This is a genomic window from Candidatus Nitrososphaera evergladensis SR1 (assembly GCF_000730285.1).
Classification (GTDB): domain Archaea; phylum Thermoproteota; class Nitrososphaeria; order Nitrososphaerales; family Nitrososphaeraceae; genus Nitrososphaera; species Nitrososphaera evergladensis.
Window position 1 is genome coordinate 1,040,211 of the sequence record NZ_CP007174.1, and the last position, 22,791, is coordinate 1,063,001.

36 protein-coding genes and 2 tRNA genes are annotated in these 22,791 nt (G+C 50.0%); 22 read left to right on the forward strand and 16 right to left on the reverse strand.

Annotation, left to right across the window (positions count from 1 at the left end; translation table 11 throughout):
- Window positions 1-10: 10 nt before the first annotated feature.
- Entirely contained in the window at window positions 11-385 is a 375-nt protein-coding gene (locus NTE_RS05430) for a hypothetical protein (protein WP_148700094.1), read from the reverse strand.
- A 131-nt stretch (window positions 386-516) separates the two neighbouring features.
- Between NTE_RS05430 and NTE_RS17300 the strand changes: the two genes are divergently transcribed.
- The 4 genes from NTE_RS17300 to NTE_RS05445 are packed head-to-tail and all read left to right on the forward strand — an operon-like array spanning window position 517 to window position 3,953.
- Entirely contained in the window at window positions 517-651 is a 135-nt protein-coding gene (locus NTE_RS17300) for a hypothetical protein (protein WP_264357941.1), read from the forward strand.
- Between the two features lie 54 nt (window positions 652-705).
- Window positions 706-2,655 (forward strand): 2-oxoacid:ferredoxin oxidoreductase subunit alpha, encoded by a 1,950-nt coding sequence (locus tag NTE_RS05435; RefSeq protein ID WP_420835303.1) that lies wholly within the window; start codon window positions 706-708, stop codon window positions 2,653-2,655.
- A complete protein-coding gene (locus NTE_RS05440; protein ID WP_148700096.1) occupies window positions 2,645-3,622 on the forward strand; it encodes a 2-oxoacid:ferredoxin oxidoreductase subunit beta in 978 nt (325 codons plus the stop codon). The genes NTE_RS05435 and NTE_RS05440 overlap by 11 nt, the downstream gene beginning before the upstream one ends.
- A 52-nt stretch (window positions 3,623-3,674) precedes the next feature.
- On the forward strand, window positions 3,675-3,953 hold the full coding sequence (locus tag NTE_RS05445; RefSeq protein ID WP_148700097.1) for a ChaB family protein: 279 nt from the start codon (window positions 3,675-3,677) through the stop codon (window positions 3,951-3,953).
- A 1-nt stretch (window position 3,954) separates the two neighbouring features.
- Here NTE_RS05445 and NTE_RS05450 read toward each other — a convergent pair.
- A tRNA-Arg gene (locus NTE_RS05450) sits at window positions 3,955-4,029 on the reverse strand.
- A gap of 88 nt (window positions 4,030-4,117) precedes the next feature.
- Between NTE_RS05450 and NTE_RS16415 the strand changes: the two genes are divergently transcribed.
- The gene (locus tag NTE_RS16415) at window positions 4,118-4,270 is read left to right on the forward strand and encodes a hypothetical protein (protein ID WP_158385149.1); all 153 of its coding nucleotides are present in this window, start codon (window positions 4,118-4,120) and stop codon (window positions 4,268-4,270) included.
- Between the two features lie 7 nt (window positions 4,271-4,277).
- Complete coding sequence (locus NTE_RS05455) at window positions 4,278-4,487, forward strand: hypothetical protein (RefSeq protein ID WP_148700098.1); 210 nt, start codon at window positions 4,278-4,280, stop codon at window positions 4,485-4,487.
- A 3-nt stretch (window positions 4,488-4,490) separates the two neighbouring features.
- On the opposite strand, the gene NTE_RS05460 is transcribed toward NTE_RS05455, so the two are convergent.
- Window positions 4,491-4,739: an Lrp/AsnC ligand binding domain-containing protein gene (locus NTE_RS05460; protein WP_148700099.1), complete on the reverse strand. Its 249-nt coding sequence runs from the start codon at window positions 4,737-4,739 to the stop codon at window positions 4,491-4,493.
- A 94-nt stretch (window positions 4,740-4,833) separates the two neighbouring features.
- Between NTE_RS05460 and NTE_RS16420 the strand changes: the two genes are divergently transcribed.
- A complete protein-coding gene (locus tag NTE_RS16420; protein WP_158385151.1) occupies window positions 4,834-4,998 on the forward strand; it encodes a hypothetical protein in 165 nt (54 codons plus the stop codon).
- Here NTE_RS16420 and NTE_RS16940 read toward each other — a convergent pair.
- On the reverse strand, window positions 4,985-5,152 hold the full coding sequence (locus NTE_RS16940) for a hypothetical protein (protein ID WP_193354091.1): 168 nt from the start codon (window positions 5,150-5,152) through the stop codon (window positions 4,985-4,987). The genes NTE_RS16420 and NTE_RS16940 overlap by 14 nt on opposite strands.
- Before the next feature lie 123 nt (window positions 5,153-5,275).
- Between NTE_RS16940 and NTE_RS05465 the strand changes: the two genes are divergently transcribed.
- A complete protein-coding gene (locus NTE_RS05465; RefSeq protein ID WP_148700100.1) occupies window positions 5,276-5,788 on the forward strand; it encodes a cupredoxin domain-containing protein in 513 nt (170 codons plus the stop codon).
- 107 nt (window positions 5,789-5,895) lie between these two features.
- On the opposite strand, the gene NTE_RS05470 is transcribed toward NTE_RS05465, so the two are convergent.
- Window positions 5,896-6,138 carry an Lrp/AsnC ligand binding domain-containing protein gene (locus NTE_RS05470; protein WP_148700101.1) on the reverse strand — a complete coding sequence of 81 codons (243 nt, stop codon included), beginning with the start codon at window positions 6,136-6,138 and terminating at the stop codon, window positions 5,896-5,898.
- Between the two features lie 430 nt (window positions 6,139-6,568).
- Window positions 6,569-7,243: a hypothetical protein gene (locus NTE_RS05475; protein WP_148700102.1), complete on the reverse strand. Its 675-nt coding sequence runs from the start codon at window positions 7,241-7,243 to the stop codon at window positions 6,569-6,571.
- Between the two features lie 153 nt (window positions 7,244-7,396).
- Here NTE_RS05475 and sufC point away from each other — a divergent pair, with 153 nt between their 5' ends.
- The 4 genes from sufC to NTE_RS05495 are packed head-to-tail and all read left to right on the forward strand — an operon-like array spanning window position 7,397 to window position 10,494.
- Complete coding sequence (sufC, locus tag NTE_RS05480) at window positions 7,397-8,173, forward strand: Fe-S cluster assembly ATPase SufC (RefSeq protein ID WP_148700103.1); 777 nt, start codon at window positions 7,397-7,399, stop codon at window positions 8,171-8,173.
- 45 nt (window positions 8,174-8,218) lie between these two features.
- Window positions 8,219-8,941 (forward strand): chlorite dismutase family protein, encoded by a 723-nt coding sequence (locus NTE_RS05485; protein WP_148700104.1) that lies wholly within the window; start codon window positions 8,219-8,221, stop codon window positions 8,939-8,941.
- Entirely contained in the window at window positions 8,934-9,500 is a 567-nt protein-coding gene (locus NTE_RS05490) for a DUF1802 family protein (RefSeq protein ID WP_148700105.1), read from the forward strand. The genes NTE_RS05485 and NTE_RS05490 overlap by 8 nt, the downstream gene beginning before the upstream one ends.
- Before the next feature lies 1 nt (window position 9,501).
- Window positions 9,502-10,494, forward strand: coding sequence for an aldo/keto reductase (locus NTE_RS05495; RefSeq protein ID WP_148700106.1), 993 nt, complete (start codon window positions 9,502-9,504; stop codon window positions 10,492-10,494).
- On the opposite strand, the gene ahbA is transcribed toward NTE_RS05495, so the two are convergent.
- Complete coding sequence (gene ahbA / locus NTE_RS05500; RefSeq protein WP_148700107.1) at window positions 10,491-11,486, reverse strand: siroheme decarboxylase subunit alpha; 996 nt, start codon at window positions 11,484-11,486, stop codon at window positions 10,491-10,493. The two genes, NTE_RS05495 and ahbA, sit on opposite strands and share 4 nt — an antisense overlap.
- Window positions 11,487-11,590: 104 nt before the next feature.
- Between ahbA and NTE_RS05505 the strand changes: the two genes are divergently transcribed.
- The gene (locus tag NTE_RS05505) at window positions 11,591-11,770 is read left to right on the forward strand and encodes a hypothetical protein (protein ID WP_148700108.1); all 180 of its coding nucleotides are present in this window, start codon (window positions 11,591-11,593) and stop codon (window positions 11,768-11,770) included.
- A gap of 38 nt (window positions 11,771-11,808) precedes the next feature.
- On the opposite strand, the gene NTE_RS05510 is transcribed toward NTE_RS05505, so the two are convergent.
- On the reverse strand, window positions 11,809-12,090 hold the full coding sequence (locus NTE_RS05510) for a winged helix-turn-helix domain-containing protein (RefSeq protein WP_148700109.1): 282 nt from the start codon (window positions 12,088-12,090) through the stop codon (window positions 11,809-11,811).
- Between the two features lie 114 nt (window positions 12,091-12,204).
- Here NTE_RS05510 and NTE_RS05515 point away from each other — a divergent pair, with 114 nt between their 5' ends.
- Both NTE_RS05515 and NTE_RS05520 read left to right on the forward strand, forming a co-directional pair.
- Entirely contained in the window at window positions 12,205-12,720 is a 516-nt protein-coding gene (locus NTE_RS05515; RefSeq protein ID WP_148700110.1) for a hypothetical protein, read from the forward strand.
- A complete protein-coding gene (locus NTE_RS05520) occupies window positions 12,681-13,289 on the forward strand; it encodes a YkgJ family cysteine cluster protein (protein WP_148702046.1) in 609 nt (202 codons plus the stop codon). The genes NTE_RS05515 and NTE_RS05520 overlap by 40 nt, the downstream gene beginning before the upstream one ends.
- Here the strand turns inward: NTE_RS05520 and NTE_RS05525 are convergent.
- The 3 genes from NTE_RS05525 to NTE_RS05535 are packed head-to-tail and all read right to left on the reverse strand — an operon-like array spanning window position 13,278 to window position 15,279.
- Window positions 13,278-13,496, reverse strand: coding sequence for a DUF504 domain-containing protein (locus NTE_RS05525; RefSeq protein WP_148700111.1), 219 nt, complete (start codon window positions 13,494-13,496; stop codon window positions 13,278-13,280). The genes NTE_RS05520 and NTE_RS05525 overlap by 12 nt on opposite strands.
- 5 nt (window positions 13,497-13,501) lie before the next feature.
- Window positions 13,502-14,002 (reverse strand): 3-isopropylmalate dehydratase small subunit, encoded by a 501-nt coding sequence (locus NTE_RS05530; RefSeq protein ID WP_148700112.1) that lies wholly within the window; start codon window positions 14,000-14,002, stop codon window positions 13,502-13,504.
- 2 nt (window positions 14,003-14,004) lie between these two features.
- The gene (locus NTE_RS05535) at window positions 14,005-15,279 is read right to left on the reverse strand and encodes a 3-isopropylmalate dehydratase large subunit (protein WP_148700113.1); all 1,275 of its coding nucleotides are present in this window, start codon (window positions 15,277-15,279) and stop codon (window positions 14,005-14,007) included.
- 84 nt (window positions 15,280-15,363) lie between these two features.
- Between NTE_RS05535 and cofE the strand changes: the two genes are divergently transcribed.
- Genes cofE through NTE_RS05550 form a run of 3 tightly spaced genes read left to right on the forward strand, consistent with a single transcriptional unit; the run spans window position 15,364 to window position 17,370 of the window.
- A complete protein-coding gene (gene cofE, locus NTE_RS05540; protein ID WP_158385153.1) occupies window positions 15,364-16,137 on the forward strand; it encodes a coenzyme F420-0:L-glutamate ligase in 774 nt (257 codons plus the stop codon).
- Window positions 16,138-16,197: 60 nt separating this feature from the next.
- Entirely contained in the window at window positions 16,198-16,743 is a 546-nt protein-coding gene (locus NTE_RS05545; RefSeq protein WP_148700115.1) for a hypothetical protein, read from the forward strand.
- 51 nt (window positions 16,744-16,794) lie between these two features.
- Window positions 16,795-17,370 carry a hypothetical protein gene (locus tag NTE_RS05550; RefSeq protein ID WP_148700116.1) on the forward strand — a complete coding sequence of 192 codons (576 nt, stop codon included), beginning with the start codon at window positions 16,795-16,797 and terminating at the stop codon, window positions 17,368-17,370.
- Here NTE_RS05550 and NTE_RS05555 read toward each other — a convergent pair.
- Window positions 17,362-17,802 (reverse strand): hypothetical protein, encoded by a 441-nt coding sequence (locus NTE_RS05555; RefSeq protein WP_148700117.1) that lies wholly within the window; start codon window positions 17,800-17,802, stop codon window positions 17,362-17,364. The genes NTE_RS05550 and NTE_RS05555 overlap by 9 nt on opposite strands.
- Before the next feature lie 259 nt (window positions 17,803-18,061).
- On the opposite strand from NTE_RS05555, the gene NTE_RS05560 reads away from it, so the two are divergent.
- Window positions 18,062-18,148: transfer RNA gene (locus tag NTE_RS05560), tRNA-Ser, on the forward strand.
- Between the two features lie 413 nt (window positions 18,149-18,561).
- Here NTE_RS05560 and NTE_RS05565 read toward each other — a convergent pair.
- The 3 genes from NTE_RS05565 to NTE_RS05575 all read right to left on the reverse strand — a co-directional run bounded on the left by NTE_RS05565 (window position 18,562) and on the right by NTE_RS05575 (window position 20,255).
- On the reverse strand, window positions 18,562-18,912 hold the full coding sequence (locus NTE_RS05565; RefSeq protein ID WP_148700118.1) for a hypothetical protein: 351 nt from the start codon (window positions 18,910-18,912) through the stop codon (window positions 18,562-18,564).
- Window positions 18,913-19,235: 323 nt separating this feature from the next.
- Entirely contained in the window at window positions 19,236-19,526 is a 291-nt protein-coding gene (locus NTE_RS05570) for an Sso10a family chromatin protein (protein ID WP_148700119.1), read from the reverse strand.
- A 510-nt stretch (window positions 19,527-20,036) separates the two neighbouring features.
- The gene (locus NTE_RS05575; protein WP_148700120.1) at window positions 20,037-20,255 is read right to left on the reverse strand and encodes a hypothetical protein; all 219 of its coding nucleotides are present in this window, start codon (window positions 20,253-20,255) and stop codon (window positions 20,037-20,039) included.
- Between the two features lie 155 nt (window positions 20,256-20,410).
- On the opposite strand from NTE_RS05575, the gene NTE_RS05580 reads away from it, so the two are divergent.
- Both NTE_RS05580 and NTE_RS05585 read left to right on the forward strand, forming a co-directional pair.
- Window positions 20,411-20,743, forward strand: a complete 333-nt coding sequence (locus tag NTE_RS05580; RefSeq protein ID WP_148700121.1) for a hypothetical protein — start codon at window positions 20,411-20,413, stop codon at window positions 20,741-20,743.
- A gap of 437 nt (window positions 20,744-21,180) precedes the next feature.
- Window positions 21,181-21,516 (forward strand): Sso10a family chromatin protein, encoded by a 336-nt coding sequence (locus tag NTE_RS05585; RefSeq protein ID WP_148700122.1) that lies wholly within the window; start codon window positions 21,181-21,183, stop codon window positions 21,514-21,516.
- A gap of 143 nt (window positions 21,517-21,659) precedes the next feature.
- On the opposite strand, the gene NTE_RS05590 is transcribed toward NTE_RS05585, so the two are convergent.
- On the reverse strand, window positions 21,660-21,845 hold the full coding sequence (locus NTE_RS05590) for a hypothetical protein (protein WP_148700123.1): 186 nt from the start codon (window positions 21,843-21,845) through the stop codon (window positions 21,660-21,662).
- Between the two features lie 286 nt (window positions 21,846-22,131).
- Between NTE_RS05590 and NTE_RS05595 the strand changes: the two genes are divergently transcribed.
- Window positions 22,132-22,761, forward strand: a complete 630-nt coding sequence (locus NTE_RS05595; protein ID WP_148700124.1) for a CAP domain-containing protein — start codon at window positions 22,132-22,134, stop codon at window positions 22,759-22,761.
- The last annotated feature ends 30 nt before the right edge of the window (window positions 22,762-22,791 follow it).

Genomic DNA, 22,791 nt, shown 5'->3' on the forward strand with positions numbered 1-22,791 from the left:
AAGCCGCTTTTTACGGCTTGGCAGGAGGAGGCGAAATGGGGAGCACAGAATCCGCCTCGATCATTCCTGCTACGTCATAATTGCGGTACTGTTCGGTGGCTCCATAGGAAAATACTCCTGAAATCTGGAATTGCGCGTTTGTAAATCCAAGTGCCGGCTCGCCTCTTGAAAGCTGTTCAATGTTGCTCAGCGCATAATGGCTGCCGTCAGAACCTTTGAATCCTGGCACACACAAGCCAGTGCCGTACCTGCCAAAAAGGTCCTGCTTGTGTGGAAGGCAAACCATCTGGCCTATGATGCTGACGGTCTTGCCGTCCTGCATGCGGTACGAGATATCTCCAAATGCAATCAAGGCTCCTGCCGCAGCAACTGCTACAGCTGCCAAAGCGACAGCCGCGGCAGCCTGTACCGCATTGCCATCATGTGCATATGTTACAAGAAATAGAAAAAACATTATAATTTAGTTTTTAACCAAACGCGATAAAGTATAATAACTTTGGATGCGGTGAGGCAGTAGTGACGGCGAGCGAGGAAGTTGTCAGGTGTGACAACTGTGGCAACCCCATCGACGCGTGCATGTGCGCGTGCCCGTACTGCGGCAAAAAGGACGCCTGCGACTGCTGCCTGCTTGATGCCGCGACAGGCGGTTAATAATAAAACCTGTAAACCATTAAAAGCAGGGCATGGGCAGATTTTCATGTAATGATGGTAGTAAACTCGCTCAGCTGGGTAATTGGTGGCGCCCAGGGAAGCGGCGTCGACTCTGCGGCAAACATTTTCTCCCGCGCCTGCGCGGTGGGTGGACTACACGTGTTTGGCAAGCGCGAATACTACTCTAACATCAAGGGTGAGCACAGCTACTTTACAGTGCGCGTGGCAGAAAAGCGCATCAGGTCGCCAGTGGACGAGATAAACATACTGGTGTCTTTTGACGCCGAGACGGTGTTCCGCCACTTTGACGAGGTGACTCCCGGCGGCGCGATATTCTACGATTCTGACGCTGCAGAGACAAAGTTAAGCGAGGTGCCAACGATTGATGATTATGCAGCCGCCCGCATCCAGAGCACGCTTGAAAAGGCGGGCCTGGAGCCGACCGTGCAGGGCGCGCTGGAGCACGCCAAAAAACGCGGCGTGACCCTTTACCCTCTGCCGTATTTCCAGTTGCTGGAAGACTTTGCGCAGAAAATGAAGGATCCGTCGCTTAGCAAGCTGGCAAGGATGACAAACGTGATGGCCCTCGCCGCGTCGATGGCCTTGTTAGAATTTGACAGCGAGATCCTTGCAAAGGGGATAAGGCACATCTTTCATGCAAAACAGCGCGTGGCAGAACTCAACGTCAAGGCGGCGTACCACATTTACGAATATGCAAAGAGCAAGTTTGCAAGGGACGGCTTTAACTACCGGCTGACGACCAAGACGCCAGAGCCGGGCATCATTGCCGTGCAGGGCAGCCAGTCGTCTGCCCTGGGCAAGATGGTGGCAGGGTGCCGGTTCCAGACCTACTACCCGATCACTCCTGCGTCAGACGACAGCGAGTTTTTGGAATCAAACGAAGTTCTCGAGCTTTACGACTCGGGCAAGAAAGGGTCCACGGTGGTGGTCCAGACGGAAGATGAAATTGCCGCAATCACTATGGCCATAGGGGGCGCGCTTGCAGGCGCAAGGTCTGCGACTGCGACTTCGGGCCCGGGCTTTTCGCTGATGGCAGAGGCGATGGGGTGGGCAGGCATCAACGAAGTGCCTGTCGTCGTGTCGCTGTACCAGCGCGCAGGCCCATCCACAGGCCTTCCAACGCGGCACGAGCAGGGCGACTTGCATTTTGCAATCCATGCCGGCCACGGCGAGTTTCCAAGAATAGTCCTTGCGTCAGGAGACATCGAGGAGAGCTTTTACGACACCGTCAAGGCGTTCAACTTTGCAGAAAAGTACCAGGTGCCCGTCATACACATGCTGGACAAGGCCATAGCAAACAGCATCACCACGTGCCCCGCCTTTGACCCTTCACGGGTCAAGATAGAAAGGGGCGCAATAGCGACCAAGATAACGGACGCAGAAAAGGGCGCGGCCGGCAACTATTTGCGCTTTAAACTTTCAGACAACCCGGTCAGCCCGAGGATCCCGCTTGGCACGGAAGGCGCGATTTTCTGGAACACCGGCGACGAGCACACAGAGGAAGGCCACATCACCGAGGATCCAGAGGTGCGCAGCAGGATGGTGGAAAAGAGGATGGGCAAGCTGGAAGTCGCCCTGAAAGAGATACCGGACGAGGACAAGGCCGTGATGTATGGAGACAGGGACGCAAAAATCGCGATAATCGGCTGGGGCTCGACAAAGGGCGTTGTGCTTGACGCGATGGAAAAGCTGGCTGAAGAAGGGATAAAGTGCAAGTTCGTGCAGGTACGCCTGCTCAACCCGTTCCCCGCGGACCTTGTAAAATCGATGATAGGAAATGATGCAGAGGTAATCGTTGACATTGAGATGAACTACACTGCGCAACTGGGCGCGCTCATCAGGCAGCACACTGGAATCGAGCCGGACCACCTTGTAGTCAAGTACAACGGCCGGCCAATGTCGCTTGAGGAAGTTTATAACTCTGTAAAGAGAATAATCAGCGGCAAGGCTCCAAGGAGACAGGTGTTGAAAAATGGCACTTAAACTGGCAGACTACAAGACAGACGTCCACAACGACTGGTGCCCGGGTTGCGGCGACTTTGGCATACTGAACAGCATCCAGATGGCGCTTGCAGACATGCAGATACCTCCGCACAAGGCCACGATATTTTCCGGCGTCGGCTGCTCGGGCAAGACGCCGCACTTTATCCGGACGTACGGCATCCACACGCTGCACGGCAGGGTCATGCCGTTTGCGCAGGGGGCGAAACTGTCAAACCCTGACCTTGAGGTAATTGCGGTAGGTGGCGACGGCGACGGGCTTGGAATCGGCGCCGGGCATTTCGTGAGCGCAGGCAGGCGCAACGTGGACATGACCTACATCATATTCAACAACGCCGTTTACGGGCTGACAAAGGGGCAGGCGTCGCCAACGCTAAAGCTTGGCATGAAGACGAAATCATTGCCGCAGCCAAACGTAAACAACTCTGTAAACCCAATAGCACTTGCGCTTGTCGCCGGCTTTACGTTCATCGCGCGGGGCTACTCGTACGACGTGCGCCACCTGAAGGACCTGATAAAGAAGGCGGTGGAGCACAAGGGGCTTGCGTTTGTAGACGTTCTGCAGCCATGCCCGACGTACAACGACATCAACACCAAGGAATGGTTCTCAGGCAGCAACAATATCGACCCTGTTACAAAGAAGGTGATGCCTCGCATTTACAAGCTGGAAGAAACAGGCTATGACGGCATAGTCCGCGATCCTGCAGAGATAAACGAAAAGATGGGCAAGGTAATCGAAAAGGCAAACGAGTGGGGAGACAAGATTCCAATCGGCGTGTTCTACCAGAACGAGCACATACCGACTTTTCAGGAAAGGATAAGCGCAAGGATACCCAACTATGTCGAAAGCCCGCCGGCAAAGCAAGAGATAGCAGACTTGTCGGGCAAGACGATAACAAACATCGAGAAATTGCTGGACGACTACCGGCTCGACCGGGAAAACTTTTGATCTCACAAGAAGAAGAACCTCTTTAATATTATTTTGAACCAGTGTACTACATATGCCAAGAGGCAAACTGTCCGAGAGGACAAGAAAGCAGATAGACACTCTCCCGGAAAAAGCCCAGCGCACTTTTAGAAAAGCACACGAAAGCGCACTGAAGCAATACAAGAGTCCGGGCAAGAGGCGCCGCAAGAGCGACACTGCAGAAGCGGTGGCGCAAAAGGTCGCGTGGAGCGCGGTCAAGAAAAAGTACAGGAAAAGCGGCGACAAGTGGGTAAGCAAGAGCAGCAGCAACAACCGCCGCAGCAAAAAGACGAAATCAAAGAAAGAAGAATAGGCGGGCCCGGAGGGCTTCGATCCCACGACCTGCGGTTCCGAAGACCGCCGCGATATCCTGACTACGCTACGGGCCCCTCCTTACTCCCATAGCAGGTGCCGCTATATCAAGCCTGATCGAAATGGTAATGAGGCGGGCGGCTCCAACAGTATAACAGTATAGCGTTGTTCGGCCTGCGGCAGCTGTTTTGCGATCATGAAGAATCATTTGCGTACAGAAAGTATGACGACTTTGACTTTGTGGAATACTGCCGCTGCCGGCGCTGCGGCAAGGTGTTAAAGTCGTTTCAGGGCTTTGACGAGGACCTGAGAGGTTGAGAAGCATATGAATCGCTACCTTGCAACCCTTCTGATTATCTGGTGGGCCGGCGCCGCAGTAGCAACCGTCGCCCTGTTCATCCCTATATACAACAACTATGTCGTGGCAGGCAGCATAGGGTGGGGCATTGTGGTGGTGTGCACGTTTTTGATATTCTTTGAAATGAAGAGGGTAAAGGCAGAGGACAAAAAGAAGGAAAACCTAAAGAGCGGCTGAGAGCTAGCCTTTTCCGCCCTGCTCTTCGATTACCACGAGAGTCACGGTCGACGTAATGCCAGTGATCTTGCGGATCTTGTTCGTGATCACGTGGTTCATCGACTCTGTGTTGTCTGACTTGACCTTCACAAAGATGTCGTGAACGCCGTACGTGCCCCTGACTTCTTTGACATCCGGAAGCTTGGCGATCTCGTTTATGATCTTTTCCTCGGAGCCAAGCGTGCAGTTCACGAGTATATATCCAGTTGGCATATACCTGAGAAAGAGCGGAATTTAGTATTTAGCCTTTCCTGCCCTCCGGCTTCACAATGCTTAAGAATTGATCTCTTGCTACAATAGCAAGTATATGCTTGGCCAGCTTTTCCTGAAAATCTGCGCCGGCTCGCCGATGTGTGGTCCAGTTGACTACCAGATGGTGTTATTGGTCTTGACGGCAGTGATAGGCTCGGCTTCAGTCGGCCTGATAGGCTTTCAGAGGTTTCGAAAGGCAAAGCCTGCTACTTTTTCGTGATGCTGCGCCTGTCCGGCTCGATATAGTGTTCAAGCAGTTTCTGGCTGTAGCACGAGCCGCAGATAAAGCCCGAGACATTCCAGCCTTCCATTGGCCTGTACTTGAATGTGAGGTCGGCGCCGCACACGGCGCACTTGCCAGCGCTCTTGGCCATGTTTTGTAGCAGCTGGCGTGTATATGATGGCGGAATAAAAGTCATTCCAAAAAGCGCGATTGCAATAAAGTGCAAGAGATTCCAAAGGAAATTAATATAGGTACTGCTCAAGTAGCGAACGAAATGGCAAGACCCGGAGTCATCGCTTTTCCCGTTTTGCTTGTCCTAGGCGCAATAACCGGCTACCTGACGTACAACTGGATGATAGTTGACTCGGTTCCAAAGCCGGGCGATTTTAGCGACTCGCCGTACTACAAGCCAATTTCTGCGGTATCGGCCGATCAAAAGAACAGTACAGGTAACGCTTCCGGACCTGTTGACGAGTCCAAGTTCTCAAACATTGTCAAGATCTCGATCCTTTCAGGCGCATCAGTGCAAGGCTCGCCAGACTATGACCCTGACGCACCAACCGTCCCCAAGGACGCGCTGATAAAGTGGGTCAATAACGACAACGTCCCTCACAGCGCAACGAGCGGCAAGGGCTTTTCAGACGCGGATTATGGCAAGCTGTTCGACTCGGGCTTTTTGGACCCGGGTAAGGATTACAGCGTTCCGGCAGAAAAAGTTGGAGCAGGCGATCACGTCTACTTCTGCCAAGTCCATCCGTTCATGACCGGCACTGTAAAAGTACAGTGACCTCTCATTTCTTTTTCTTCTTTTACGACACACACACTAGCCTGAACAATACCTGCACGGAAAAGAAAGAGGGTTGAAGGGGCAACGTAAAAGATGAAAGAAAACCTCTAGTCTGCTTGATCGCTTCCGTAAACTATGCTTGTTATGGCAGCTACGACGCCCGTGACTTTTCTGATGTTCTTGATTATGTCTCTAAGCTCTGACTCTGTCTCGGCCTTGACCTTTAGTATCAAGTCATACGCGCCGCTAGTGGAATGGGATTCGACCACTCCTTTGACTTTCTTTACGTTCTTCTCCGCTGCGCTCCCTCCGTCTACGTTGCAATTCACAAAGATGAACGCGAGGGTCATATTGTGTATCTTCTCTCAACTCGAGAGAATATTATTAAACGGTTTCTGAATTTGTTTAGCATTGATTATAACGAGACATTTGATCATAAGAAACTAATAGAATGTTAGCTCAAGATGCGACATGCTGCAAGCTCTTCATAAGATATAGAATGTCAAATTGATATCATCTCTGTACATAATGTGTTTAATAGCAGAAAGTTGACTAGTATATTACGCGCGTCATGATTCACCAAAGTGAATTGGTAGGGTGCAAGGACTGCGGCATAGTTTTCTGGAGCAAGGCCAGAAAAGTTGTAGAAATGGGTAAAGAGCCTGAGGTATGTCCTAACTGCAATTCCCAGAAAACTGACAAGATTGATAGATCATCGTAAATACGCTAAAGGATGGAAAGAACTGCTAGAGAGGGCAGTCAAGAAAAATGTTTGATGGATTATGCCCTTCCTTTAAGAATGGCAAGCCGACGATTAATTTCATCTACTCTAGCTTTGTTGGGTGTCTTAGAACCACTATATTTCGCCAAAGCCTTTTCCAAATAAGCTACAAGTGTTGCTTCATTTATCAACTTACCAATCAATTCATGCCATTCTTTATCTTCAAATTCTATAACTCTCAGGATTTTTCCAAAGATAAAATCATGTGGGACAGTAAATTGCTTCTTGTTTTCATCTTCTGTGTTGACAAAAGCTGTGCCCCCTTGTACGCCAACTGAAAGTACTTTATGATGGAGTACTTTCAATCCACCTTGTTCGAGAGGTATTGCACTGACAATAATTTCGCCACTTTGAAGTAATTCTGGAGTACCGTATAGAATTATGTCACATGGTTTGGCGATGTCTTCATGAACAAATTCATGCGTCAATCCGATATAGCCAGAATCCATAAGTCGTACGCCGTGCAGCGCGCTCCACTTTTTCGTAGCTAGGTAAACATGCCACCTACTTTTGCTATTTAATGCTGCAAAAACCTTCGTTAGAGTATCTGCAACAACTGGGGATACGGCTTCAATTTCCTTTGCAATTTTGGCGTAGACTTCATCCTTCGTAGGTGCGGGTTCTCCTGACAAATCATCTGCGGTAGGTAAGACTAGGCTAAATTCTTTCTCCATGATTATTTTATGGAACTATCCCATGAAAGAACTAATTTGCCAACCATTTTGCAATAACCAAAACGAACACCCGGTAGATTCAACAGAACCCACGATTGAAATATAACGCCGTTAAGTCTAAATATCTTATAAAGGAGAGCTGAAACGGTAAAAATGGCATTTCTCGAAATAAAAGACTTGCACGTTAGCATTGATGGTAAGCAAATTCTTGATGGCCTGAACCTCAGCATCGACAAGGGCGAGGTCCACGCCATCATGGGCCCAAACGGCTCTGGCAAGAGCACCCTCGCAAACGCCATCATGGGCCACCCCAAGTACACCCTCGACTCTGGCGAGATAAAGGTCAAGGGCGAAGTGATAAACAACCTTTCCACTGACCTGCGGGCAAGAAAGGGCCTTTTCCTTGGATTCCAGTACCCGACCGAGATATCCGGCGTCGGCTATAGCCACTTCCTCAGAAACGCCTACAACCAGCTGAACAAGTCGCTTGGCGAGGAGCAGAACCGCGAGGTGTTCCTGACAGTGCGCGAGTTCCACGAGTACGTGAAGAGGAACCTTGACGCAGTGGGCCTTGACCCATCGTTCCTTGGCAGGTACCTGAACGAAGGATTCTCTGGCGGCGAGAAAAAGCGCTCGGAGGTCATGCAGATGCTGGTCCTAAAGCCAAACATCGCCATACTTGACGAGCCGGACTCTGGCCTCGACATTGACGCTGTCAAGGCAGTCGCCGAGGCGATAAACAAGCTGATAGACACGGGCGCCGGCGTGCTTGTGATCACGCACTATGCCAGAATCCTGCGCTACATGAAAAAGCTCGACCATGTGCACGTGGTGGCAAAGGGCAAGGTGATAAAGTCTGGCGGAAAAGAGCTGTCCGAAGAGCTTGAAGCCAAGGGCTACGGCTGGCTTGGCATCGAAGACGACAAGTAAGCAGCTTTGCCTTAAATAAGGCAAGCCGGAATCTAATTTTGAAAATTGTCGGCAGAAAAACCTTCATCATCACTTCAGCCGTCACAAGAACAGCAGCAACAACCGACAACATACTATCTCAATTTCACTTTCCTCAAGGTAGACCCAAAGTGGCGCTGGCTCAACGAGATCGGCAAGGACGAGGCGGCAAAAGAATTTGCATCCTTGATTGAAGTCGCCAACACCAAGATGAAGGTGCGCACCTACTCGACGGTCGGCCTGCGAGAAGACGCAGACATGATGGTCTGGATGATCTCTGACTCGATTGAAAAGACCCAGATCCTTGCGTCGAAAATTTACACCACCGTGTTTGGCAAGTACGTCACGCCGTCGTACGTCTTTCTGTCATCAAGCCGGCCGTCCGTGTATTCAAGCAAGGTGACACCGGGGTTCATGACCGACGAGCAGCCGCTAAAGTACGTCGTCGTTTATCCTTTCGTCAAGTCAAGGGAATGGTACCTGCTGCCGTTTGAAGAGCGAAAAAAGATGATGGAAGAGCACATCGCAGTGGGCCGCAAGTTCCCGCAGGTGCGCCTGAACACGACGTACTCGTTTGGAATTGACGACCAGGACTTTATGCTTGCGTTTGAGACGCAGGACCTCCCGGCGTTTCAAGAGCTGATAATGCAGTTGCGCGAGACGCAGGTCAGCAGGTACATCGTCCGGGACACGCCGATGATAGTGTGCGTGCACAAAAAGCCCGAAGATATACTGAAGAGCCTTGGGTGATGATTGGGTAAAAATGCAGGCGCTAAAAGAGTGGGCAGTCGTTTGCAAGGCGCTGCAGGAAGGCCGTCAGACCGTGCTGTTGCGCAAGGGCGGCATTTTGGAATTCCGGCAGGGCTTTGAGGTAAAGCACGAAAGGTTCCTGCTGTTTCCCACGTACGAGCACCAGGCAAAAGAGCATTTGCAGCAGGATTATGCAGGCAAACTAGATGCGGTGCTAAAAGAGCAGCCGCCTGCAGGCGCAAACCTTCTGACAGGCTATGCAGAGGCCAAGCTGGTCAAGGAAATAAGCGACACTTCTGTATTGAAAAGACTAGAGAAATACCATATATGGAACGAAAGCTATGTTAATGCGCGAATGGCATACAACCCCAAAAAGCCAATGAGCGTGATACTGCTGCGAGTTTACAACCTTTCAAGCCCAATTAGCGTAAACACGAAGGAGGAGTGGGCCGGCTGCAAGTCATGGATACCTGTCGACCTTGAAGCTACAGGCAGGCCGTCGCTTGACGACGCGGCTTTTGACAGGGTTTCAAAAGAAGTGACGGAGGTATTGCAGTAGCATGAAATACAGGAGATTAGGCAAGAGCGACCTCAAGGTAAGCGAGATAGGCTTTGGCGCATGGACAATCGGCCTTGACTGGTGGGGCAAAAAAATCGACGATGCAGAAGCTATTCGGATGCTGAAAAAGGCGTACGACGTTGGCATCAACTTCTACGAAACCGCCGACATGTACGGCAAGGGCAAGAGCGAGAGGTTGATGGGCGAGGCTTTCAAGGACATGCGCAATGAGGTTGTCTACTCAACAAAGTGGGGCTATGACCTGTACGGCGCAGAGCAGGTGGGACACCAAGAGCTTCCGCAGAAGCACGACCCTGAATTCCTGCAGGTGGCGCTCAAAAAGAGCCTGGAGCGCCTGCAGACGGACTATGTCGATGTCTACAGCCTGCACAATCCCAAGATGGATGCAATCCAGAACGACGAGCTGTTTGCGTCTCTGGACGACCTTGTGAAAAAGGGCACGATAAAAAGCCATGGAGTCGCCCTTGGCCCGGCAATCGGCTGGCGCGACGAAGGGCTGTTTTCGATAACAAACCGCAATGTCACCTGCGTGCAGACCGTCTACAACGTCCTGGAGCAGGACCCCGGCCGCGACCTGATGAAGGCAGCAGCGCAGAACGATGTCGGGATAATGGTGCGCGTGCCTGATGCTTCCGGCCTGCTGACCGGCAAGGTGACTGCCGACACGAAGTTTGACAAGAACGACCACCGCAGCTTCCGCAAGCAGGAGTTCATCAAGGAGGCCATGCAAAAGATAGACAACATGAAGCCGCTTGCAAGCAACAAGGGCTGGAACATCACAGAGCTTGCGATCAAGTTCATTCTGTCACAACAACAGATCTCTGTCGTCCTTCCGACGATGGTGAGCATAGAGGAAATAGAGATGTTTGCCACAATTTCTGACGGCAAGTACCTGTCAGCCTCTGAAGCGGCGCAGCTGGAAGAGATGTACGAAAAGAACTTTTATGTCAAGCCATCTGTAGCCAGCAGCTAGACAAAGTACTTGACCCGCTCTTTTTTGAACTCGCGGGAGCTAAAGAGGATCTTGTAGTCGCTTATGCCAATCTGCCCTGACATCTCGACTGCCATCTTTTCAGCGGCTTCAAGCGACCTTGCGTGCACCATCGAAAACACGTTGTACTTCCAGTCCGGGTACACGGGCCTCCGGTAGCAGTGGCTCACTTGCGGGAACGCGGCAAGCTTGAATCCGACGTCGTCTACTCTTTCTTCCGGCACGTTCCACACCACCATGCCGTTAGCAACAAAGCCGGCGTCGCGGTGGCGCAGTATTGCGGCAAACCTGCGCATCAGGCCGACCTTTTCGTATTCCCTTGCCTTTGCAAACAACTCTGCAGTTGTGATCCCAAGGTTCTGCGCCATTTCTTTGAAAGGTTCCTTGACCACCGGCAGGTCCTTTTGCAATTCGCGGACATACTCTTTGTCGCGCTCGGTTATCTCTAGCTTATCAGGATTCAGTTCCTTGACCTCGTCAGTGGGTTTTGGTTTTTCTGCGTCTCCGTTGACCATGTCAAGTTTTACGCCTATCTTGTACATCTTGAGCGTCGGAAGCAACCTGTATTTGACGACGCCGTCAAGCGCTGCCATCCTGTCAAGCTCCTCCTTCATGTCCGAGTCCGGCGGGACTGCAAGGGTAAACCACATGTTGTACTCGTGGTTGCGCTCATAGTTGTGGCTGACGCCGGGATGCTCGTTCACCTTCTCTGCCACTGCGTCAAGTTTTTTTGGCCTGACAGCAAAAGCGATTAGCGCGCTCTTGTACCCAAGGCGCCTTGTGTCGAAAATTGCGTTGATCTGCCGTATCAGACCTGCGCCCTTTAACCCGCTTATCCTGCGCATCACTTCATCTTCAGAGATGTTGTAGTTCTTGGCAATCTTCAGGTAGGGCCTGTCTGCAAGTGGGAAAACCCACTGGATGTCGTTCAGCAACTTTTTGTCCATCTCGTCTAGCTGCTGGTTTGCCTGCATATGATAAAGCGACCGGAAATAGACGTTTATCTATTAAAAACCTACCTGTGTACTGTGGCGCATAGTCTAAATATCAATTGCGCATCTTTTTGCATGTTCGGAAAATGGGCATCATAACGATGCAGCTTGTCTGCGACACGTGCAAAAAGGTGATCCTGGAAAAAGAAGGCGAGGAGCACCTGATGAACGAGCGCTTTCCGATCACGGGTGAGGAAGCAAAAAAGCTCGACCTGGAGCACCGTGGCCACGAATGCCACATTGAAGCAGTCGAAAAGTCTCAGTAGAGAAACACACGCGCGCGTCTTGTGTTTTGTAGGCCTGACTAGAGATTCAATCCAAACGAGTTTGCCATTTCTGCAAACTGGTTGTACCTGTGTAGGTATTCCTTGCCCTGCGGGGTGATGACATATATCCTCTGCCCGTCTAGGACCTGCTCCTGTATCATGCCTGCCTGTATCAGCCTGCCTGCAACCGCAGCCAGCCTTCCGTAGGAAAGGTTTGCCTTTCTCAGAAGTGACGTGAGGTTGACGCCGCCAATGCCATGCTCTTCGGTGATCTGGAGCACATCACCCAGTATCTTGACGCTATTGCGGTAAGGCGCCATTAGGGGATGAGGTATTAAACACCATAATAAGGATTACGTAAAAAGCTTCTGTAAAGTCCTACACTGAAACCTTGGCTTTTATAGCGGCCGGTGCAAAAGCAACTCTATACCGCTTTGAGTAGCAACAAGCCTAGGGCAATAACGTGGTTCAAGGACTTTATGGGCGTCGGCTACCGCTACCACGACGTCTACATGAACGTCTTTCCGCTTTTTCAGGACAAGATGCCTGCTTTTAAGCTGTGGAACAAGAGCGTCGACTGGTGGCCTGACGACCAGATAAAACTGCGCTTTGTAGAAGACGGCGACCATTACTGGTTCATCCTGTACGGCGGCTCTGACTACAAGAAGGACAACACCGGCTTTGTAAAAAAAGTCCCTATGTCAGAGAACTACCAGCGCTTCAAGGTGGGCTATGAGAAAAAGGTGATGCTGCGCTTTGGAATATACAAGGAAAATACGAACCCGAAAAGAAAAGAGCGCGACGGCAGCATGAAAAAGTTTGATCTTGAGATCCTCAAAAAAACCAAGTCAGTCTACGACATTGCGTTTTTGCAGTTGCCCGAGCTTGCCAAGGATTCGGTCGAGTGGCAATGCATAACACAACAACAAGAAGAAAACAGCAGCCAGTGAAAAAAAAGTTCGCCTGCGTACAAGGCTGCTCGGACTGCTGCATATACCGCGAGTACTATCCTTCTCCTGACTTTGGCAAGATAGGCGTGCTCCTCTTGCCCGAAGAAAAAGGCAAAATGGAAAAACTTGCAAAGGAAAAGGGGATCGAGATTAGAATAGTGCCGCGCCTTGCTGTAGGGGGCACGGCCGGACCTGAAAAGATAATCGCGTACCAGATGATGGGCAAGCAAAAAGACGGCGATCTGTGCCCGTTCCTTGACCTTGAAAAGCCCTCTCCTCATGGGGGCTTTGCTTGCGGGATATATGCGCAAAGGCCTCTTGCCTGCAGCGCGTATCCAGTGGTGGACGCGGGGAGCAAGGACGTGACTCTTGATCCCCACTGCCAGTTCTGCAAGCATAACCACAATTATTCTACAAAAGCCAGTCTCGAAGGCTTGGAAAATGAGCTGGAATCGCTTTCAAAGATCAAGGCCGCTGTAAAGGCGGAAAACGGCGTGCACGTCTGGCGCTACGCGACGGCAACGGGCGAGCAGGCAACGCTTGACGAAGGGTGGGTCCTAGAGTCCTGATTTTTTATACAATGTTTCGTTGCCCCGCCTTACCTTGGCTATCCTGCTTGCCGGTATGACGGAAAAATTCTCTGACAGTAAAACAAACTCTTGCAGCGGGACTTCGACAATGCTGTCAAAGTCGCGGTAGCTGACAAAATAGAGGAAGGGGTCGTCGGCGTAGAGCGCCCTGCTAAAGATCTCTTCCAGTCTGCCCTTCCTAGTCATTATTATTATGATGATGGCTTGTACTTCATGAGCCCGCCGGCTTCAACTATCTTTGCAATAAGCTCTGGAAACGGCTTCATGGAGTACTGCTCGTTCTTTGTGACGTTTGTTATCCTGTTCCTTGCTAGGTCTATTTCCAGCTCGTCCTTGTCAGAGATCTTTTTCACGGTCGCCGCGTCTATCTCGATGGGGAGGAGATATCCTCCGTCTACTGCGTTGCGGTAGAATATCCTTGCAAACGTCGGCGCAAGAATGGCCTTGATGCCTGTCTGCGAAAGCGCGATAGGCGCGTGCTCCCTGCTAGAGCCGCAGCCAAAGTTGCTCCCCGTGACCAGAAAATCGCCCTGCTGGACTTTTTCCGGGAACTTGGGGTCGATGCCCTCCATAGCGTGCTTTGCCAGCTCTTTGTGGTCGTGGATCTTCAAGTAGGGGCCGGGTATGATTACGTCGGTGTCGATGTTGTCCCTTTCGTACTTGTGGACCCTGCCTCTCAATGTCTTGTTCATTTTTAATTCCTCACGTCCCTTGGGTCTGTTATCTTGCCTGTTATCGCAGATGCGGCCACCACCACCGGCGAAGCGAGGTACGTCTGCGACTCGACGTGGCCCATCCTGCCGGGAAAGTTGCGGTTTGTGGTGCTGATGCATATCTCGCCCTTGCCGAGGACTCCCATGTGCGCGCCGCAGCACGCGCCGCACGTCGGCGGGCCGACCACTGCGCCTGCTTCCATGAATATCTGCACTAGGCCCTCCTTCATGGCCTTTACATAGATGGACTGCGCCGCTGGCAGCACCTCGGTGCGGATCTTGACTTTTTTGCCCTTCAATATCTTGGCCGCCGCTCTCAGGTCGTCAAGCTTGGCCCCCGTGCACGAGCCGATGTACGCCTTGTCTATTTCGGTCCCCTGCAGCTCCCTTGCGACAGAGATGTTGCCGGGAGAGAACGGCTTGGCAATAGTGGGCTCCATCTTTTCAATCTCTATCGTAAACGTTTCAGAGTATTGCGCGCCCTCGTCGCCGTGCACAGGCGAGTACTGCGCGTCCGTGCGCTCTCGCAAGTAGGCGTACGTTGTTTCGTCCGGCTCGATTATGCCGTTCTTGGCGCCGGCTTCGGTAGTCATGTTTGTAAGCGTCAGGCGCTCTTCCATCGATAGCTTTTCTACCACATTGCCTGCAAACTGCATTGTCTTGTAGTTGGCGCCGTCAGTGCCTATCTCGCCGATAATCTTTAGGATGATGTCCTTTGCCATGATGTGGTCAGGCTTGTTGCCCTCTACTCTGAACATCATAGTCTCGGGAATCTTGAACCAGATCTCGCCGTTCATGAGAACGTACGCCACGTCGGTGTGGCCAAGGCCGGCGGCAAAGGCGCCCATTGCGCCTGTCGTGTTTGTGTGCGAGTCGCCTCCCACGTACACCTCGCCGGGGAGCACCATCGCCTCCTCATGCGAAAGCGTGTGGCAGATGCCGTACTGGCCCAGGCCGTACTTGAAGTGCTTCTTTATCCCGTACTTTTTGGTAAAGTTTGAAAGAGTGATGACGTTCTCTGCCGAGACGCGGTCAGCCGCCGGGACGAAATGGTCTTCTGTCACCCACACCCTGTCGGCGTTCCAAATCTTGTCCAGTTTCAGTCCCTTCTTCTCCCATTCACTGAAAACCTTGATGACGCCGGGGCCCGACACGTCGTGCATCATGACCTTGTCCACCTTTGCAAACACCACGTCGCCGGGCGAGACGCTCTGCCTGCCGGCGGCGCGGGCAAGTATCTTTTCGGTAATCGTCATTGCTGCCAAAACCGTATCACTTGAGGGGAATGTGGCGGATGGCGGATTAAAACCTTTGGCAAACGCGAAAGCAGATTAAGCCGGGTGCGAATATCGTCACTGCGCTTGGAGATACTGACAGTCAAGGTTGCGAGGAAGAGCGGGAGGTTCAACCTGTTTGAGAGCCTGCAGGGCTTTGATTACAAGGATGGCGACATTATCGTGGTGTCAAGCAAGTTCGTCTCGATGGCCGAAGGCTCTGTGGTGGACATGGGAAGGATAAGAGTGAGCAGAAAAGCAAAGGTGCTTGCAAAGAAATGCCACATGGAGCCAAGACTTGCAGAGCTGGTACTGAGAGAATCCGACTATATCGTCAAGGGCGTGCCGGGATTTCTTTTGGCGATACGGGACGGCATGATAGCGCCAAACGCCGGGATTGACAAGTCAAACGTGCCAAAGGGATTTGCAATCCTGTACCCACGCGACCCGTTTGCCTCTGCAGAGGACCTGAAAGACGCATTCCTGGCAAACCTCGGCATAAAGGTGGGAATAGTGATAGCAGACAGCCGGCTCATGCCGACTAGGATTGGCACCACCGGGGTCGCAATAGCGTGCGCCGGCTTTGAGCCTGTCGAGGACCTGCGTGGTAAAAAGGACCTGTTTGGCAACGTGCTGAGGGTGACGTTCCGGGCCGTGGCAGACGGCCTTGCCACTATGGGGGTGGCGGCAATGGGAGAAAGCGACGAGTCTACGCCTGCAGCGGTGGTGAGGGGCGCCAGGGTGCAGTGGACGGACAAAAGGCTGTCGTGGCGCGACATGGCAGTTGCGCCAGAGCAGGACATTTATCTTCGCGGCCTGAAAAGCGAATCATTATCATGAGGTGTACTTGCACACAGTTTTAATATTCCCTTTTGGGATTGCTGTCTAGCGCACCAAGTAATGTCTGAATTCCTTACCTCCTATCCAAGGACCAGCATTGCAAAGGGGATCAAGAACCTCATCAGGCAGGAAGAAATCGAGCTTGACCACCTCAGCCTCATGGTAAAGATAAAGAAGGACGAAATCATAAACGCCCTCCTCTCAGAAGGCTTCAAGCTCGTAAAACTAGAGAACAAAAAGCCAAACCAGCTTGGCTGCGGCTTTGCAAAAAAGCTGTCCAAGCCGTGGGAGATGCACGTGCGCCTCTTTACTGTCGAGCAGGGACTCATTGCAATACAGGCCGAAGTCGAGGTGTCAAGAAAGTACATTCAGCACATCCGCTCGGCGAGGGCGCCTGTCATCTACGAGGTCGAGCAGATCCTCAAAAAGCACCAGATAGAGTACAAGATCTGGAACGAAAAGATCCGCGACTATATCACCCGCGTGATTGACAACCACGAGATAAAGCTGGAGGCGCCAAGCATCCCGATATCGTGGAAGCAGATGGCCGGCTACGCCGCAGCACTGGGCGTAATCTACCTGCTAAAGTTTGCAAGCGTCATCTAGCACACATATGCAAAAAGGCTTTATCTTGCGCAGGCACATCTGCTGCCGCTGTTGGCAAGCCTTTTGCCGTCATCGTCATCATCCTCGGCCGTCTTCCGGTATTACGGCGCCTCTGCGTGGGAAATAGAGACGCTGTACGACACGCTGTCAAGGTCGTACGACGTGCAGGATTCTGAAGTCCCGGCAGACGACCCGCAGTTTGTCACGATGGTCGAGATAGGCTTTCCTTCTCCTTTTGGCGAGCCATTTTTCCAAGAGTTTACGATGGAAAGCTGGTTCAAGGTAAAGGGCGTGCTAAAAGACATGAAGAAGAGGCGGGGCAGAAAAGGCGTGAAAACCTACATCCGCTTTGCCAGCTTTGAGGGCGGAAAAACTCCGGTGGTTTTCCCGCTCCTGTCAAAGGGCGACCGCCAGTACGAAATGGGCGTGGAAAAGCTGGAATACCTTGTGGACATTGTCCCGCTGCAGCTAAAGACGGTGCCAAAGGACGCAGAGGAGGTGTGGTACTCGTACGAGGAGGCGACCTTCAAGTGGAGCCCTGCAACTGCGATGGTAAACGGCGTCAATTACCTGTACAAGAACAACGAATGGGTGCCGCCGTCGGCTGCAAAGAAATCATCAGTCTAGCTGGTTGACGACGCCCGAGTCGTGCAGTCCCTTGCTCAGCTCCTTGTACTTTTTGTCAAGGAACTCTAGCGACTCTTGCAGTTTCTTTGACTTGCCGTACTTGAAGCGCACAAGCTCGCGGTGGCGCCAATAGTGCTTGCCCTCTGACACCGACAGCGTGGTGAAATAGTCCGGCCCTTTAAGGCTGTCGTGCAGCTTGATGCTGTGCGGGAAAATGTACTCTACTGAAAACCACTCGTCGCCATCAGGATAGTCGTTTCCTGTGACGACGTCAAAATAAAGGTGCAAAATGCTGTCGACCGTCAGGCCGTCGTCGCCAATCGCAGGATGCTTGACTGTCGACTTGCGGTAGTCCATCTTTAGCAGCTGGGGCTCAAAGTACGCTTTGATGATGGCCCGCCTAAAGAGCTCGTTTGCTTCCTTAAGGTTCAAAGATAGTATAACGGTGCGTGACTATTTTATAATCTTTTTAACGCAATGCATTAATTTTTACAAGCAAGTCTTTTGTTGCATAGGATCGTTTTTTGAGCGTGCATAATTGCATAATTTGAGCGTGGCTGTGCATAATGTGAAAAAAGCGCGGGCATTGTGTAAATGCTGCTGTGGCATAGACATTGTATAATGGCATGTTCGCAGTAAAAAGAACTAATGGTTGATTAATATAATGTGGATTCCATTTGCATGACGACGGGCGGGGGTCGCCTAGCCTGGTAGGGCGTGGGATTGCTAATCCCATGTCCGCAAGGACCCGTGGGTTCAAATCCCACTCCCCGCGCCATATTCATGTAGTTATACACAGAGGTGAGAATATGGCTGCTGGTGTCAAGCAGTCTATACAAGATTCAGACTATGCTCAGTCCTTCGGCGCATGTCCAGTGATAACGCTTGCCATGAGTCTTCTTTTCGGGAGAATAGTATCTCTGGCCTATCCTGATTGGATTTCCACAATATCTGCAAACCGGCTCTACGCCAAATCTCGTTGCTATTTTTTTGTATGAAGTCGTGCTCATAATTTTCGCCATATGTGGCGATGCGTGCTCATTGGTAACCGTTTGTTGGTCATCCAAATGACATATTATGTCATAGTAGAAACTATTTTAGTTTTCTATCTCACTTGGACATTTTCTTGGTATCGTAAGGACGTTCTTACAGTGCAATCAAAACTGATTCATTTGTCGGCCTAAAACAAGGCTACGGAGTTAAGGTCGAGCTTGCTTCTTCTTTGTATTCGCGCCCTCTTTCGCTATAGGCTATCTTGTAGTCTTCTATCATTGATTGCTTGAGGATTTCAGCCAATCCTTCAAGCTCCTTTTCGTCATTAAGTTCTGTCCTCGTTCGCGGCTCAATTCCCAATGAACGCAAATCGGCAATTACGTCACCTTTTGTAGTGGCTTCCACAACATCACGCCCCATAATGGACATATATAAAAAATAAAATAAATAAAGGGTTTCGGTCAGTCCATTGGCGATAATCAGCCGTACAAGCTCTTGTCGACTGGCTTTGGCAGCAAGGACCCGTGGGTTCAAATCCCACTCTACCATTAATTCAATACAAATGTGCGGTTAATTAGGTTCAGCTCAAAAATTGAAGGAGGGGGTCTTTATTTCGTATGTACCGGCGCTTTATGCAGCCATTGGCGTATCTTCGACCCCATTACCACATAGACAAGAGCTCCACCTAGCCCCGCAATACCAGCATATATCAGAGGGTAGGTGAGGTCGGAAAAGTCCATCTGCCTTCGCGGCTTTTATCCAGTTCGTGCTCTTTAACCACGCTTAACATAGATCAGGCTCATGTTCGGCCACGAACAGACATTTCTCGTATAACTAACATGCAGAGTGACGATGATAATTTCGGATGGAATCTAAGCCTCTGCATCCCTGACCGCCTTCTCTTTTGCAGAATACAACATGCGTTGCATTTCTCGGTAATTATTCAAAAACCTCTTTCCCTTTTCTGTCGTACGATAAAGGTTCCTGTTTTGTGGGGTGTGTTCCAAAAGTTGGTTCTCTGTCAGCAACGCAATATACTCCTTAAGCTGTGGAAAAGACAAGAATGCGTTATACATTATCCTCGTCTTCAAGACTCCGCTACTGCCCTGCGCTATATCAAGAATCGTAGCAGCAATATCCATCCTGTTCCGGTATTTCTTCATGCGCAGCTTTCGCAAGAAAACTTTAACGAGTTTTTTTGCAATATCATTAGTGCATAAAGAGACCGTACTAAACGTAGTAATGTACTACCTGTAAAACTAGTCGCATTGTAACATAGAGATCTGCTCTAGTTGCTGATTGTTATTATTGGTAGTCAGGGTATCTACTTGGCTATCATCTACAGAACTGTTGCGTATCACTGGCGAAACTAATCCGCACTCTGCTACATAGAAATTAACTCTTTTTAGAAAAGATTGATAATAATTATAAAAATAATAGTGTAACAAATATAGATTATATCTCAATCGGCGGCAATCCTTATATTTTACAAATGCGTATAATTGTCGGATAGCAGCCGAAGGAAGAAACATCGATACGCTTACACCGGATCGATGGACGGGGATCTTTGGATTGCCGTTTGGTTCCAAGACTGCTATCCTTTGTAACCGTTGTTGAATCCTGACAATTTGGCTAAAGAATGCACTGGGCTGTTGTGCAAATGAATCCTGTAATCATTCTGCAGCTGATCCTGCTTCTTGCTCGAATTTGCTACCTTTTTTGCTGTAAGCAGTCTTGTAGTCCTGCAGCATTGACTGCTTTATAATATCGGCCAATTCCTTCAGTTCCTTTTTGTCATCAAGTCCTGTCTTTCTTTTTGGGTCAACACCAAGGGAGCGCAATTCGGCGATTTCTTCTTCCTTATCATTTTCTGGAATGTTTTGTCCTGACATGAGTGTAGATCCAAGTCATTAAAGATAAGTCTTGACAACAAATTAACTGAAACATAGCTTATCAAACAACTTTCTGCAAGCTTGGAAAGTCGTTCATGCAGCGGAAATGTTAGCTATATGGTATCTCTTTAAAATTATGAGGACGGTTCTCCATTATGGGAAACTGTCAAGATGAACTTGCAAAACTCTGGATCTTTTTGAACCTCATTTTATACGATAACGAGGTATTGGAGGCAAAGCTGCGATACGTCACGAATCATCTTTCTGCAAAACAAAGACAATCCATAGCCGCAGAGCTGGATGATGCAATAACCTCTGACAAGGATAAGGCGAATCAAATCCTTGTAAAAAGGACAGAGCAAATCATGGCATCTTTGCAACTGAGCCCCGCCAATCTAATGTCTCTGCAAAATGAATTGCTTGAAGAAATGAAGAGGGTCTGTAATGGTGACACTACTACTGCTACTACCAAATTTGCATTGGCGTGACTATCCGACATGACGAACAGACTCTAACGGATGCAAAAAATCCATGGGTGAGGCAGGAGGCGCAAGTAAGTGCGTTTGCCTCAAACTCCCGTCTCTTTAAGGAAATCAAACATTGTATTGGAAAGAATCGTGCCATTGCCTTTGCAGGCCTCGCACGTTGCAGTGCTAGAACCCGTCATGACATACCCTCTTCCCTTGCAATTCTGGCAAATTTCTTTTGACATGCAGAGACCAGCTAGGAAAATGGATGAGCTATTTTAATCTCACCAATCTATGTGCGCTCGAATCAAAACATTTTCTGTGTTATTAACGCATGATTTATCTCTGTGATAAGTATCTGACACATAGTTACATTATTATTCCGTATCGTAGTGTCTTGAATCACATATACATGATAAAAACAACCAAGATTGAAGGCGTGGTGGTGGAAAGTACCAATGAAATTTAGAAGCAGAGTGGATATAGCCGCAGAGATTCTCGATGCCGCAAAAGATGGTCAGTTGAAGACAAGGATAATGTATGAATCCCATACTTCGGTCAAGCAACTGAACCCGTACCTGGATCTTCTCATCGAAAGCGAACTGCTGGAGTATCTGCCAGAGGAGAGGATTTATCGTACGACAGAAAAGGGCAATCGTTTTCTCGATGGCTATCAAAAAGCCTGGCACATACTCTTTTATGCAAAGAGCAAAAAAGCCTCAAAACAAGAGGAGGCTGTTTCCATTGTCAGCAGCAGGAACAATAACAACAGCAGCGGTCAGAACGTGAGTTAGCGGCTGCGGAAAAATTTTGCTGCTGTAACTCGATTGGCCGTGTTTTTTTATGTTATGGCACAATATCTTCGCGCACACGCCCTGTAGGCCCTGATGAAACGTTGCAGCTTCTTTTGTCTGCGGCAGCGCATGTTTTGCTGTGGCTAGGCCTTGTATACCGCGTCTTTTATGCAGGCATCGCAGTACTTCCGGACTATTATCGCTCCCTCCACCTTGAACAGTGCTTCGGTAGTTGCAACCGCCTTGTCGCATTCTATACAAAATGCCACCTTCTTTCTAAGGGCAAGCTGTACCGGCCTTGTTGCAAAGGGTCTTGTCGCCACTACCATGTTGCTGAAAAATCTACTAGATGAATTTACACGTCACGACTGCGTTTATTTTTGAATATTTTATTATTGTAAACAATTTGAAGATATATGCAGAGTGGGATTGGAAAAAGAACACTGGCTATTTCACTTCATTCCGGCAAGCATCTCTCACGTTATTTTTGCCCCGCTTGTCATCCCTTTTTCCTGTCCAAATATGTAATGATCTACCTGACTTTTCATGTACTAGAATGTAATAGAAAGAGATAAGAAAAAAGAACTTATAGTTTTATTAGATAATCTTTTTCTAGTGAAAGCCATAGTATGGCTATCCGTCGGCATCGTGGCGGCAATGCTCGGCACTGCATTTGCGTACAACACGACATCCCAGGGTTCTTTTTCTGCCCTGATGTCTTTTGCAGGTGACGCAAAAAGCGCTGGCAGTGCGCAAACCGAACAAGTGGCAAAGATAACAACCCAGACTCTGGCGCCTTCCTCTTCTTCCAAGATAGACTTGGCCAAGACGGCCAAGCTTATTCATCAGAAAATCAACGAGCAGCGCGCCAAATTTGGCCGCGGGGCGCTTGCATGGGACCCTGCTCTCGCCAATATAGCCTTGGGCCATTCAAAGGACATGGCCAACCGGCACTATTTCTCGCACGATGATCTCGAAGGGCATCGGTACACGTTCCGGTACAGTAGCGCGGGGTACATATGCAAGCAGGGAAGCGGGGAAAACATTTACCGCCTTGGCACCACCCGCACAATAACAGAAGAATATCTTGCAAGCAGGGCAGTCAATGCCTGGATGGACAGCTCGGGGCACAGGCAAAACATCCTGTCCAAGTCCTTCCACAACGAGGGGATAGGCGTGGCATTTGATTCTGTCAGAAACTACTATGTAACGCAGGATTTCTGTGCGGTCCATGTTGTAAAATGATGTCGTTTTTTTGGCCGGCACACACACACC